Source organism: Vibrio sp. V43_P6S15P86 (assembly GCF_009904725.1).
Lineage (GTDB): Bacteria > Pseudomonadota > Gammaproteobacteria > Enterobacterales > Vibrionaceae > Vibrio > Vibrio diabolicus.
On sequence record NZ_WXWT01000098.1, the window covers coordinates 1 to 12,969 of the forward strand.

General features: G+C 42.1%; 12 protein-coding genes and 1 pseudogene. 1 reads left to right on the top strand and 12 read right to left on the bottom strand.

Features of this window, described 5'->3' with window-relative positions:
* Positions 1-469: pseudogene (locus CAG69_RS04150) on the top strand (hypothetical protein); the annotation flags it as partial.
* A 48-nt stretch (positions 470-517) separates the two neighbouring features.
* On the opposite strand, the gene CAG69_RS04155 reads toward CAG69_RS04150, so the two are convergent.
* From CAG69_RS04155 to CAG69_RS04210, 12 genes are all read right to left on the bottom strand, one after another.
* The gene (locus CAG69_RS04155; RefSeq protein ID WP_017634976.1) at positions 518-1,198 is read right to left on the bottom strand and encodes an acylneuraminate cytidylyltransferase family protein; all 681 of its coding nucleotides are present in this window, start codon (positions 1,196-1,198) and stop codon (positions 518-520) included.
* 2 nt (positions 1,199-1,200) lie between these two features.
* Positions 1,201-1,836, bottom strand: coding sequence for an HAD family hydrolase (locus CAG69_RS04160; RefSeq protein WP_054701124.1), 636 nt, complete (start codon positions 1,834-1,836; stop codon positions 1,201-1,203).
* A complete protein-coding gene (locus tag CAG69_RS04165; RefSeq protein ID WP_161442854.1) occupies positions 1,820-3,430 on the bottom strand; it encodes an aldolase catalytic domain-containing protein in 1,611 nt (536 codons plus the stop codon). The genes CAG69_RS04160 and CAG69_RS04165 overlap by 17 nt, the downstream gene beginning before the upstream one ends.
* A gap of 103 nt (positions 3,431-3,533) precedes the next feature.
* Positions 3,534-4,808, bottom strand: a complete 1,275-nt coding sequence (waaA, locus tag CAG69_RS04170) for a lipid IV(A) 3-deoxy-D-manno-octulosonic acid transferase (protein WP_161442855.1) — start codon at positions 4,806-4,808, stop codon at positions 3,534-3,536.
* Positions 4,802-5,857 (bottom strand): lipopolysaccharide heptosyltransferase II, encoded by a 1,056-nt coding sequence (waaF, locus tag CAG69_RS04175; RefSeq protein ID WP_054729016.1) that lies wholly within the window; start codon positions 5,855-5,857, stop codon positions 4,802-4,804. Before waaF ends, waaA begins: the two co-directional genes overlap by 7 nt.
* The gene (locus CAG69_RS04180; RefSeq protein ID WP_053807624.1) at positions 5,854-6,576 is read right to left on the bottom strand and encodes a glycosyltransferase family 25 protein; all 723 of its coding nucleotides are present in this window, start codon (positions 6,574-6,576) and stop codon (positions 5,854-5,856) included. The genes waaF and CAG69_RS04180 overlap by 4 nt, the downstream gene beginning before the upstream one ends.
* Positions 6,573-7,559 carry a lauroyl-Kdo(2)-lipid IV(A) myristoyltransferase gene (lpxM, locus tag CAG69_RS04185; RefSeq protein WP_161442857.1) on the bottom strand — a complete coding sequence of 329 codons (987 nt, stop codon included), beginning with the start codon at positions 7,557-7,559 and terminating at the stop codon, positions 6,573-6,575. The genes CAG69_RS04180 and lpxM overlap by 4 nt, the downstream gene beginning before the upstream one ends.
* Positions 7,560-7,686: 127 nt before the next feature.
* Positions 7,687-8,628 carry an ADP-glyceromanno-heptose 6-epimerase gene (gene rfaD, locus CAG69_RS04190; protein WP_017634969.1) on the bottom strand — a complete coding sequence of 314 codons (942 nt, stop codon included), beginning with the start codon at positions 8,626-8,628 and terminating at the stop codon, positions 7,687-7,689.
* Positions 8,629-8,776: 148 nt separating this feature from the next.
* Positions 8,777-10,972, bottom strand: a complete 2,196-nt coding sequence (locus CAG69_RS04195; RefSeq protein ID WP_161442859.1) for a YjbH domain-containing protein — start codon at positions 10,970-10,972, stop codon at positions 8,777-8,779.
* Positions 10,972-11,727, bottom strand: coding sequence for a capsule biosynthesis GfcC family protein (locus tag CAG69_RS04200; RefSeq protein ID WP_161442862.1), 756 nt, complete (start codon positions 11,725-11,727; stop codon positions 10,972-10,974). The genes CAG69_RS04195 and CAG69_RS04200 overlap by 1 nt, the downstream gene beginning before the upstream one ends.
* The gene (locus CAG69_RS04205) at positions 11,724-12,404 is read right to left on the bottom strand and encodes a YjbF family lipoprotein (protein WP_161442864.1); all 681 of its coding nucleotides are present in this window, start codon (positions 12,402-12,404) and stop codon (positions 11,724-11,726) included. The genes CAG69_RS04200 and CAG69_RS04205 overlap by 4 nt, the downstream gene beginning before the upstream one ends.
* Before the next feature lie 68 nt (positions 12,405-12,472).
* Entirely contained in the window at positions 12,473-12,700 is a 228-nt protein-coding gene (locus CAG69_RS04210; protein ID WP_025499292.1) for a hypothetical protein, read from the bottom strand.
* Between the last annotated feature and the right edge of the window lie 269 nt (positions 12,701-12,969).

Here is a 12,969-nt window from a genome sequence, read left to right on the forward strand (position 1 = left end):
AGAGTTCATTCAAGGCAATATCAAAAACAGCAACATAGCGATAAAAGTGCTGCGAGCAATTCCTAGTAATGTAACTAATATTAAATATGGCCCAATGGCACTATCTTCTGGTATCGTCGCACCTCCAGCTGTCAATGTGCTTATCTTTGCTGTGTATGTAGCAATTCTATGTGAATATGATTCAGTGGAAATATTTGGAGCGGATATGAGCTTCCATAATGATGTCCATGTTGATCAAGAGAGCAACCAGCTTTATATGGTCTACAAGCATTTCTATGGAAAAGAAGAGAAGTTGCCGCTCCTAGAAAATCCTCAAAAGGTCAAACCTTTTAATATGACGGACTTGATGCGATTAACTTTCTTGACGTTTTATGCACATCAACTGTTAAATAAATGGGCCGATCTCAAAGGGGTAAAAATCGTGAATAGGTCTAGTTTCTCTATGATCGATGCTTATCCTAGACGATGAAATGACAGGTAAATAGACGCTACAATTGTAATGTCTATTTACCGATGATCATTTATTTTTCTGTAACCACATAGATTCAGCGAAAGTAAAGTCCTCTGGCCAATCTATATCAATTGAGCTCTCTGCATCCTGTATGTACATCGAAGGCTTTAGTCCAATTCGATCATTTAGCTTTTTGTAGTTTTCTACACTATTTAAAAAGACTGAGCTATCGATTTCATAAAGAGGTTCAATTGTCTGAGTTCTAGGCCATTTTTCTATATTACGATCGTAGCTAATTGGCTTATCTTTATTCCAAATAAACCCACGTAGTTCTTTGACCGTCATTAATGAATCATAACCTTCCGTGAGTGCTTGATTATACTGTTTGATAATAGCGCTATAACCTGACTCGTCTAAGAATGGTGAGGTTACATGAGTCCAAAGTACGTGACCCGTAGTAATAATCGAAGGAACATATCTAATAAGATCATCAGTGCTTGTTGAACTTGCCCCTAGGTGCTCTGGGCGTTCATCTATTCGTATGCGAGAATCTTTATATGTTGAAGCAAAATCCAGTACAAAGTCATCGTTTGAAGATACGACTATCGAATCTAGGTCAGTTATATTGATTAACTGATCCAGTTTGATTTTTAATAACCCACCTTTTACACCTGCAAAGTCTTTGGTATTTTTGTTTGGGATACGTTCACTGCCTTTCCGGCATGGTAGAAAAACATGGACACTCATGCTTACCAACTCCTTAGAATATTGAAACCTTCACTTTTTGATAAGCTTTCAAGCTCTTCTTTTACATTTGAAAAAGGAAGATAGCCAAGAAAATCAATATTATTCTCTTTGGCTGCGTGAAAGTCTGATAATGCGTCACCGATCATTAGAGCCGCGCCTGAAGACTCCTTTAGGATGGTTGCAACGTTATCTGCTTTCGCGGTAGGTGATCCTAGAATTAACGTAAAATATTGCGCCAGCTCTCTTTTAACAAATACTTCTCGTAATTCGTCTTGAGCAGATCCACTCGCTACATAGAGTTTGGCTGGGCAATCTGTAATTGCTGCAATAAAATTAGGCGTCAGTTGAGCTTCCATGTATAGCTCTTCACACTGCTTTGAGTAGCAGTTTAGTATACGTTCGTACAATGCTTCATCTGCATTTGTGATGAAATGTTCAACAAAGTAACTCACATGATGAAAACGCGATTTGCCAAAATTAGCTTTAAAATAAGTGCAACACTTATCTATTTCGAGCTCTGATACTTGGGCCATGCGTAAAGCATTACGCATGGCATCAATTTTGAGGTTATTTGAGTCTAGGATCACGCCATCGCAGTCAAAAATAACAGTATCATAGCCATTAAATAGCGGGTGCATAAATAGACCCTGCTTTTACTGGATAAGTGGTTGGGGTTAACGCTTGAATTGATGTACTTCCAAACTGCTGACTAACCATGCTAAAGATCTCATTCATTTCCATTTGGCGTCGGTCAGTCACATCATAACCATCAAAACCAACGAGAGATATCTTCTGCGCTTGACCTATAAAAGCGATACATAACGCATATGCAGCGGTATTATCATACGGTAGTGTACAGTAGTTTTTATGGGCGGTGAGAGTATCCTTCTCTATGGTGCTACTGTAATCAATCATAGAAATATTACTAAATTTACTTAGCTCGTCTTCGTCAAAGCGGTTCTTTGGCAAAAATACGGGTTTGGCTACCTCTGAGTAATGGCTGCTTTCTGACAAGTATTTAGAGTTATGAGATACAGCAAAGTAATCGAAAAGCTCAGTGTTAATCTCATGCTTTGTATTGATGCCAATTACGATAGGCTTTCGAGTCTTAATGTATGTCTCGATCGCGACTCTATGTGTTGCCGTACTGGGCGTATTAGTGACCAGTAAGACTTCTTTTCCTGAAAAGATACCTGATAGATCTGATTGGCTTTCAGTCGGTTGGCTTATTTTCCCTACAGTAAGCGCTTCTTCTAAGACATCACCATTATAGCTTGTTGTACCTTCTAGCTTTTTTAAATGCTCGATAGCACCAACAATTTCTTCTGTTCCGTAATTAGGATTTGAAAGCATATTCTGGATGTAAGTTGGGTGAATATCGTTTTTGGCCCCCAAGTAATATAGAAGGCTTGAGCCCCAACCGTATCTTCTTTGCATTGGCTCAAAATGGCGAATAACTAGTTCATATATTGCTGTTGGCAAGTATTTATCTAGTCCATCAAGTTCGGCGAGCAGGTTTTCGGTCTGGGCATTCCCAGCGCCTCGTCCCATTCCGGTAACGGTCACATCCAACCATGTAACACCATTCGAACGAGCAGTCATCGTATTGGACATTGCTTGACCCATGTTGTTATGGGTGTGGATACCAATGTCGCCATCCCAGTTTTGCTTTACAATTTCGGCAATGCGAGTGACTTCTGCACCATCCATATTTCCGAGAGAGTCAGCAAAATAGATAACATCAGGGGTTGCTTTTGCTACCGCCTGTACCTTTTCCGCAATAACTTGGGATGGTTTTCCGCCCGCTTGCATCAGATTTAGGCCAACGATATACCCCATTTCTTTGAAAGCTTTAATCATGCTTTCACACTGCTCTGCTTCATTGAAATGTGCCGCGATACGAACGAGATCAACTTTACTTTCTTGTGCTGGTACAAAAAGATCATTGATGGCAGCTTCAACAGGCTTACCCGCATCTAGCAAAGTTTTTGCATCAACCATTACGCCATATGTCGGACCTTTCGGTAGGTGTAGCGTGTTTAGAAACTCTTCAGTCGTATAAGCAAATGGACCACTGTAAACAGATTTAGGATAATTACGAAGCCCTAATTCAACATAATCAATTTTAGCTTTTGCAACTGCAGTGAGGTAAGCGTCAACGACTTCTGGTGAAAAGTCCCAGTGATTATAGTAGCCACCATCGCGAAGAGTACAGTCTAAAATTTTTTGCATAATGGATATTCTTTTTAAGTTAAACAGGTGATGTGCTTAGTACAGTAAAACATACAAGCTTAATAGTAAAAGTGAGGTATTTATCAAACTAATTATTAAGTTATTACTTATCACTTTGTGGGAGTAAGCTCATTGTTCGGTTTAGAGCGCCTTGATTGGATGAGGCCCATTTATTAGCATGCAAAGCTCGGAGTAAATATTTATCTTGTTGAGAAATGATCTCTGTAGTCCTTAGGGCAAGGGTCGTTGAGTCTGGCACAATTAAGATACCATCCACAGCTAGTAAGTTTTCAACAATCTCCTTAAAGTTGAAATAGCTAGGGCCAGTGATTATGACTTTTTCTAACATGGCAGGCTCTAGCACATTGTGCCCACCAACCTTATCTCCAATTAGGCTACCGCCCATAAAGCAGATGTCCGCTGCACCCATCAACGTTAGCATCTCACCCATAGTATCGCCGAGATATACTTGAGTATTCGTCTCTACTGCATGAGTTGAAGTGCGACGCACAGTGTTAAAGCCTTGCTGTTGGCAAAGCGTGAATACATCATCAAATCGTTCTGGATGGCGAGGAACCAAAACGAGTAAAGCATTTGGAAGAGATTTTAAAACTTGTCTATGTGCATCTAATACCTGTTCGTCCTCGCCTTTGTGGGTGCTAGCTGCAATCCAAATCGGACGATCGTTTCCAAGTTGGGCTCGAAGCTGCTGTCCTTGCTGCTTCACTTGCTCTGATATTTGAATATCGAACTTAATCGAGCCAGTAACGGATAGTTTCTTTTTCTCAACGCCTAAGCGTTCGAAGCGCTCTGCATCTGAATCCGTTTGGCAGAGTACTTGAGTTAGGCATGGATGAAGCTGGTTAAAAAGCCGCTGTATTTTGGCGTAGTTCTGACACGATTTTTCAGATAGGCGCGCATTCACGACAGTTATAGGGATACCAGCTTTGTGAACATTGTGAAGCGTGTTTGGCCACAGCTCAGTCTCAATGATCAACATCTGTTTTGGCTGCACTGCTTTAAGAAAACCTTTGATAGCGAACCCAAAGTCAATTGGCATATAGCGGTGTTCAATTAAATCACCCAACTTAGCAATCTGTTCAGCTCCCGTACTTGTTGTTGTTGTAACTAGAATAGATTGTTCGGGGTTTTGTTCCTTAAGGGCTTTAATTAAAGGTGTTGCTGCTATGCTTTCACCAACAGATACGGCATGTATCCAAATAGGTTTGTCGTTGCTTTTTAGCTTGGGAGTGATACCAAAGTGCTCTTTCCAGCGAGAGCCGAACTTAGGCTTATTTGGTTTGCTCTTGTACAAACCAAATAAAAGCAGCGGTGACGCTAGAGCGAGTAGTAAGGTATAAACAATACGAACTAACATGAGCTTATCGTAATGGCGTCAAGTTTTTGGATGCTATCTAGCACTTGCTTAGGCGAAAGTTCTGTCAAGCACTTAAGGTGTTTGTATTGACATTCACGCTGGAAACAAGGGCGACAATCAATATCGGTATAAACAATCTCCACTTTTTCTGCGAGTGGGGGGGTGTACTTCGGTGAAGTTGAGCCATACACTGCAACAACATTACAACCAACCGCAGCTGCCACATGCATTAAGCCTGAGTCATTCGCGACAACAGTCTTACATGCAGCAAGTAAGTCGACCGCTTCAATTAAGCTGGTTTGGCCTGCCAGAACATGAATGTGCTCATGGAATTGCGTCGGAACAAGTGCGCGAATATTATTACAAGTCTCTAAGTCTTTTTGAGAACCAAACAACCAGATTTGATGCCCAGATCGAGCCATTTGTGTCGCAACTTCAGCGTAGTGTGTTTCGGGCCATTTTTTGGCAGGACCAAACTCTGCTCCTGGGCACAGTCCAATAATTGGTTGGTCTTGCGTTAAGTTGAACTTTTTGAGCGTGGCTTGTTGCTCTGCTTCGTTGATTGCAAGGCGTGGGCGAGGTAAAGTTTCAAGCCCGCCAAGAGAGTTAGAATCCACCATTTCTGCTTTTGGATAAGCTAACGCTACATAGCGCTCTACCATGTACTGAAAAGACTTCATGTTAGGGCGTAAGTCATTCAATAAACCATAGCGCATTTCTCCTTTCCAGCCAGTACGAAGAGGAATGTTGGCAAACCATGGGATCAGTGCTGATTTCGCTGATTTAGGCAAGATATAGGCGTGGTCATATTGCTTTTCACGTAATGATTTACCAATTTCCCTGCGGCCTAATAAGTTAAACTCACCATGACCGATAGGCATTTCAATCGCTTGGTGGATTTCTGGCATACGCTCAAGAATCGGTTTACACCATCCTGGAGCGATAACGTCAATTTGGCTATCTGGATGGCGTTGCTTTAATACGATATATAACGATTGCGACATTACCATATCGCCGACCCATGCAGGGCCAATGACTAAAATCTTCATGCTTTGTTTTTCCAGTATAGGAATTTCAAAATTGACTCATAAGTTCTAAAAAGTTCAGCGTATATTTTATTCGCAAGAGTCATTTTGGATTTATCTTTTCTTTTACCACCAATCGTCGAAGCAATCTCTGCTCTAGTAAAGAGATCTGGAGACACGCTGTAAACTTGAACACCATGTCTCCATGGTTTTTCCATGTAGTCATCGACTGGTTCAATAAACTCTTGAGCATGCATAACAAACTTTGAGGCTGCTTTAGGTGTGACGATATAAGCGGTGGTACCACAAGTGCCTGCTGAGTATCCTCCTAGCATATGATTATCATCAATAGGTACGATTGGGGTGAATACACGCTTCTGAGTGGCAGACAACTTGATGTAGTCATAATTAGAAGTCAATGGAAGGGTATGTTCGAGTACTTGCTTCAGCCCTTCTACGGGGTCGACGTTGTCTTCTAAGATGACGATCGGTTCATCAAGCTCAACACAGCGAACCCACAACTCGTAATGGCTTGCAAAACAGGCGACTTCACTGGTTTTTAATTGATACCCTTTGCGGCGTAGAGTAATGGTAGGACGACTTTTTTCTGAATGAAGAAAACGGTCAACAGAGCCATCTACTGCATCAAAAAATTCAAACGTAATGCCTTGTTGTTTTAACTTTTCTTCAATACGTTCTCGGCGATCTAGCGATCGAGCCAAGCTTACGACAAATACTTTCACTGCACTTTCCAGTCGCTGTTATATCTTGGTTTAAACAAATTGTAATAGTTATTGCCGTCTTCTTGAGAGTGCAGCAACTGTAGTACCCACATATATTGTTCGGGTTTATCACCGACAAAATATTCAATGGCTTCATTACAGGTACGAGCGTCTTGCTCTTCGCCTTTATCCAGCTCAAACGCTGGTAAAATCTCAATATCAAACGTACCATCTTCAGTGTTCATCGACGCAAATAGAGGCAGTACTTTTGAGCGTGATAGTTTCGCAATTTTGCCTAAACCAGGTAGCGTTGCTTTACGTGTTGCAAAAAAATCCACAAACACACTATGCTCTGGGCCGTGGTCTTGATCGGGTAGGTAATACCCTACATAGCCATCTCGAATGGATTTCAGGAAAGGCTTAATGCCACCTGAGCGTTCATAAACACGGCCACCGTATTGGACTCTTTGCTTGTGCATTAGCCAGTCAGCAACATCATTCTTTTGTTTCTTCGCCATTGCAGAAACTGGCATTCCCATTGAAGCGAGCAAGATAGCAGGCACATCAATTGCCCAAGAGTGGGGAACCATTAAAATCACATTTTCGTTGTTATCAATGTGCTGTCGTAAAATGTCTAGGCCGCGAATTTGGCAACGGTTCTGAAGCCACTTTGGTGAGCGTAAACTTAGTAACCCGAAGCGAAAAAAGAACATGGCCGCTGTGTAGAGTGTTTTTTCTATCAAAGCTTCACGTTCTTGGAACGACTTTTCCGGAAAACACAGCTCAAAGTTAACCCTCGCTCGGTGAGCTGGCCCCTTGTGGGATTTCGACAGTTTTTGGGCTATGGTTTTCGCCAACCACTTTTGTAAACCCAGAGGCATTAATGATAACGGTAAAAATAAGATAACACCTAACCACGTGCCCCAGTACTTAGGCGACAGAAAGTGGCGCTTAAACTCAGGGTTATATGCTTTAGGGTCGAAGTCATCACGTTTTATGGTCATGGCGTGTCTAGTTACCTATTCGTGTACGGGCGAAGTGGTTTAAATGAGAAAAAAGATAGTTAGGAATGATACAGGCTATTGCACTTGAGTAAAGGTGGCAGGTTATGGTTCTACCACCTTGTGGTGCTTAACTGTTTTGGATAGTCAAGTATTCGGCAACGCCTTCTGCAACCGTCTTGAATTCAACATCACAGCCTGCGGTGCGCAGTTTGGTCAGATCCGCTTGTGTGAATTCTTGGTAAGCGCCTTTTAGGTGCTCAGGGAATGGGATGGTTTCAATTTGGCCTTTGCCATGATGCTTGATAACTGCTTTTGCTACCTCTTCAAAAGATTCAGCACGGCCAGTACCACAGTTAAAAATGCCTGATACGCCGTTTTCTAAGAACCACAGGTTTACTTTACAGACATCACCAACGTAAACGAAGTCGCGTTTGAATGATTCGCTGCCCGCGAACAATTTAGGATTTTCACCTGCGTTAAGTTGGTTGTTTAGGTGGAACGCAACTGATGCCATGCTACCTTTGTGGTCTTCACGTGGGCCATATACGTTGAAGTAGCGGAAGCCAGTGATTTGAGAAAGGGTCTCACCATGTTCTTCAGCGTCTTGCCATAGGCGACGAACGTAGTTATCAAACTGCTGTTTCGAGTAACCGTATACATTCAGTGCGCCTTCGTATTCGCGTTCTTCAACGAAAGTATCTGTATCGCCGTAAGTGGCTGCTGAAGAAGCGTATAGGAATGGAATCTCGCGATCTAAACAGTAATGAAGCAGCTCTTTAGAGTACTCGTAGTTGTTTAGCATCATGTACTTACCATCCCACTCAGTCGTTGCAGAGCAAGCACCTTCGTGGAAAATTGCCTCAATCGGACCAAAATCATCGCCCGCCATAATTTGGGTCAGAAAGTCGTCACGATCCATGTAATCTGTGATGTCCAGATCAACTAAGTTCTTAAATTTTTTTCCATTTTTTAGGTTGTCGACAACCAGGATATCGTTAATACCAGCTTCGTTTAGTGCTTTAACAATGTTGCTGCCGATCATGCCAGCGCCACCAGTTACGATGATCATAGAACTTCCACCATAGATTAAAATTTTCTCAGGAATTCTAGCAAGAAACGAAAAGTAGCGCTATTGGAAGCAGGAAGGTAGGTTTGAGTATTCTATGACTCAGTATCTAGATATGAAAAAGGGAGCCGCAGCTCCCTTGATTACTTTATTATTCCACATCCGAACGGTTAGGCCTTTGATACCAAGGATTTCGCTCATCGGTCAATTCAATCAAGCTGTATTTACGTCCGAGTTTCTGTCCTCCGTCACGAGTAAGAGGCTGCCAACTAAAGTTCGCACGATTGTTGCTTGGCTTAACGGTCATGATGTCAAATGGAATCGACAAGTAGAAACCTTTGGTAAAGCTACCTTCACCAAATTCATCCGCAGACAAGTCTGTAAATGACGCAAAGGCACCAGCAATTACGCCACTCTTGAACTGCTTAGAAACATTGATTTGTGTACCAACATCACCAGCTAGGAACTGACCAACATCGACTTGGATCATCAAATCTTGTAGGAATTCCCATTGAGGATAGTAGTATCCAGATACAAAACCAGTGAAGCCTTTATCAATAACTTGGAACGGACGTCCATATTCTGGCACGTTTTGCCATTTCTCATCGTAAACACCGAAGTAACTTTGTGGATCACGTTGAGAAATTACGTTGACATCAGCGCCAATCGCCCAGTTAGCTCCTCGTGGTCGGTAAAGAAACTCGGTACCTACTCCGGCAAACATGCTCTCCAGATAACCCGCGTAGAATTGCTGGTCCATCGTATTGGAATACTCTTGGAACCAAGTCAATTGTAGGTTTGACATGGTTACAGCATGTTCATTTTGGTAAGCGCGGAACATGGTGCGAACCCGGGGAACGGTAGTGCCATCAGGTGGAGTGACATAGTTAAACTTATCGTAGTTGTTATACCAATCCCAGTATAACGAACCGCCAATTTCAAGGTTGTCCGTCAGCCAGTATGAGGCATTACCGCTTAGCCCTACACTAAAGAGATAGAAATCTTCAGCGTTACCTAGAGTTTGAACAAGCTTCGGTGCAAAGCCCCAATCAAAACGCTTAAAACCATCATAGACAGATTCTCCATTTGGCTTATTGCTAGCCTTTGCGGTTGCATCTTCTATTTTGGGGTTGATGTAATTAACTTGGGCAAAGTCGCGGTACTTTTCTTTGGAAATAATCGTTTGTTCGCCGACCAAGCCTCGGCTACGTTCGTTGATAGCATAGGTATCAATGTCTTCAGGCATTTCATTATGAAGTACAGCCGCTGCTTTTTCGTGTGCCTCTGTACGGTCACGATATTTCTTCTGTTCACCAACGACAGTTACGGTGTTGTCATCAACATAAATGCGCGTGTTTTGGTAACCCGCAATTTTGTCTAAATCTTCCGTTACACGTTCCCAGTCAACATCAGATAGTTCTTCTGGTTGGTTATCTTCGAGTTCTGGCGTAGGCTCATCTCGCCAGAATGATGGCATGTCATTGAAGTTAGTGTTGAGCGTTAAACCTGCGACCAAAGTGTCTCCGCGTTCATAATTTAAACGAAAATCGGCCATTCCTACACGGTATAGCATACCAACGTTCCAAGGAGTATGTGGTGTCATGTCCACGCCACCTTTTATCACAGGGAAGTCTTCGCTGTAATCATTGCTATCGTATTCGAGTTTAAAGCGTAATGGTGCATGTAAGGTTTGATATTCAACACCACCAAACAATGCAGTTGGTCCTTTAAATGCTCTATCAAAGTTAGTTGTGCCACCTGTATCTAAATAGTCAGAGGGGCGTTCACAAAATCGATCTGACAATTTACAAGTCGGGTTAGAGATGTTGTCTCGAGTGCCTAGCGACCCCCAACCAATACCAAAAGTAAAATCAAAGGTCCCTAGCTCAGAGTTGGAATACCGCTTCGTAGCTGCGATGTATTCTCCATCGAATAAGCCGGTACCAGCAAAGTCTCGAACACCCAGTGATAGCTCAGGAATATACTGAGATTCTTTTAGCAATCGAATTTTAAAGTCAATACCTTTATCGGTATAGTTTGTATCTCCCGAGAAACTAGGATCCTTACTATAAAGCAAATCTCGCACCGAAGTATAACGAATGGTTGTTTCTAACCAAGGCATTAGTTGCAGAGTAACGTTGTAAAAAAGGTACTCATCACTACCGGTAACAGAAAAGTTGAATTCCCCTTCAGGAGCCATACGTCCTGTTGGCATCTGCATCAAGCCAACACCACCAAAATCAGATTGAGAAGGCTGTAACGAGGGAGCCTCAAAGGGTACTTCTTGAGCCCAAACCAATGCTGGGCCCATTAAAGAAAGGGTTAAGCTTTTTCTAATTGGTATCATTACGGTCTCTTTGTAGCATTTGGTATCAATTGAGTGAGTAGGCGGATTATATCTTGATCCATGTCAGACCGTTCAAGATCACCAAACGGTACATATACCAAGGTCAGAGGTGGTAGGTAATATTGTGTTGTTAACCAAGCTCCGTGATGCGCCTCAACTACATGACCATCTGGGTAGATCAACACTGGCGGTGTTGATAACGCACCAATGCTACTTTTCAAATTCTCTATTTGCTTCTGCAAAGGGATGCCTGCTTGCGCCTTAACGGAATACACTCTATCTAGGTTTCCTAAGTAATACACCTTTTCTTCGCGTAGAGGGCTGGCGAGCACGTAATTGCCGCGCAACAGTGGGTTGTTGAATTTATTTAGTCGAACTTTATCAACATCGATCGCAGACAGTACTCGTGGAGCAAAGTTTTGATTTTTAATGAATTTGTAGAGTGGGTGTGTAACCAAATTGTGTTGAATCATTTGATTGAGCACTGAGTTTTTCAAAGCGGTAGAGGTTTTCTCGGCGCGTTCCGATTTATCAAACAAAGTGGTACCAAGAGAGTATTGCAGAGAGACGCTTTGCTCCTTAGCTAGTGCTAACACATTTTCTAGACGAGCCGGCCCTTGGAATTGTAGCTGTTTGCCTACTTCTAGCAATTCAACATTTAATGGTTGCATAGCAGAGGTATCTGTTTGAGCGAAGCTAGGAGTGCTCAAAAGCGGCATGACCAAACCGAGTAATGTTAGTAGTTGCTTGCTCATGATTTGCTATATCCCTTCAAAATGGTTAACTCAACCGGAATCATATTTGGTCCTAAGTATTGTAAGGTTTTGATAACCTGACCTTGCTCGTTTACCCAATAGTAGTTTTCGACTGATTGAGAAAGGCTGCTAAACTCAACAACTTCTTTATATACGTCGGTCATCGTGTTGGATATAGGGGTTGTTAACGTTTTTTGGCCTGAGTAAGAACGCGTTACATTTGCTGGAAAACCATAACGGTATTGTGTTGCCCAGTCGTATGAGAGTGCAAAGTTGACAGAGGCTGAATCAGAAGAAAAATCTGGCATATCACCATAAATACCCGCTAAGTCCCCATTCTGTAGACCTATCGTTTTGACTATATGCCCATTCTCCGTAACGATCATAGCTTTGTCAGCACTTACCCATTTCAGTTGTATTTTTCCATTGAGAGGATTTAGCTCTGCAAAAGCTAAAACAACAAATACCTGTTTTTGATTCCCAAGTTTTAAATAGGCACTGGCATAAGGAACGGCATTTATTTCTTCAGGGGTCATCTCTACATCGATGTAGTTACCGTACGCTTCTTGAACGGTTGCTGAAACATCATTGAACTTTTGTGTACAACCAAAGAGTAAGGCGAATAGCGGGAGAGTGAGAAGTGGGCGTATCCATTTAGACGTTCGGAAGATATTCATTATTCCCTCTTACAAATAAAATCGCCCTGAGTCATTCAGGGCGATTATCTTCTATCTACAAAACGAAATTAGTTAGTAGAAGTAGAAGTAGAAGTAGAAGTAGATGTTGAAGTAGATGTTGAATCGCTATCTGACGCTGCAACTGCCACTACAGTTACTGCTGCAGCTGCACCTACTGCTACGGCTGTTGTACCTGTTGCAGATGCAGACGCTGCGCCTGCTGAACCTGCTTCTTCTGCTGCAAATGCAGTTGATGCGCTTAGAGCCATAAGAATAGCTAGAGCTGTATTCTTCATTATTAATCCTTGTGTTAACTAGTTTTAAAACATCGATGTTTGAAACTCTATTTAGAGTTCCAATTCATATTCTAGTTAAAAGTTGGGCAGACTGTAAATAGTTTCTTATAAAAGGTTTTTTTTTGTTGTATTTATGAAACGGTTGGTTTTTTTACCAAACAATTGCGTGCAGCTAATTAATTGGAAAATTGCGAATATGCTCCATTGAGTACACTCTTCCGCGGGTGTGGACTTGCCTCAAAGGAGAGTTATCTTGTACCCTAGTACGC

Bases quoted from the DNA above. Each gene is read 5' to 3' on its own strand.
- CAG69_RS04155 (WP_017634976.1), bottom strand. From the start codon at position 1,198: ATGAGTGTCCATGTTTTTCTACCATGCCGGAAAGGCAGTGAACGTATC.
- CAG69_RS04160 (WP_054701124.1), bottom strand. From the start codon at position 1,836: ATGCACCCGCTATTTAATGGCTATGATACTGTTATTTTTGACTGCGAT.
- CAG69_RS04165 (WP_161442854.1), bottom strand. From the start codon at position 3,430: ATGCAAAAAATTTTAGACTGTACTCTTCGCGATGGTGGCTACTATAAT.
- waaA (WP_161442855.1), bottom strand. From the start codon at position 4,808: ATGTTAGTTCGTATTGTTTATACCTTACTACTCGCTCTAGCGTCACCG.
- waaF (WP_054729016.1), bottom strand. From the start codon at position 5,857: ATGAAGATTTTAGTCATTGGCCCTGCATGGGTCGGCGATATGGTAATG.
- lpxM (WP_161442857.1), bottom strand. From the start codon at position 7,559: ATGACCATAAAACGTGATGACTTCGACCCTAAAGCATATAACCCTGAG.
- rfaD (WP_017634969.1), bottom strand. From the start codon at position 8,628: ATGATCATCGTAACTGGTGGCGCTGGCATGATCGGCAGCAACATTGTT.
- CAG69_RS04195 (WP_161442859.1), bottom strand. From the start codon at position 10,972: ATGATACCAATTAGAAAAAGCTTAACCCTTTCTTTAATGGGCCCAGCA.
- CAG69_RS04200 (WP_161442862.1), bottom strand. From the start codon at position 11,727: ATGAGCAAGCAACTACTAACATTACTCGGTTTGGTCATGCCGCTTTTG.
- CAG69_RS04205 (WP_161442864.1), bottom strand. From the start codon at position 12,404: ATGAATATCTTCCGAACGTCTAAATGGATACGCCCACTTCTCACTCTC.
- CAG69_RS04210 (WP_025499292.1), bottom strand. From the start codon at position 12,700: ATGAAGAATACAGCTCTAGCTATTCTTATGGCTCTAAGCGCATCAACT.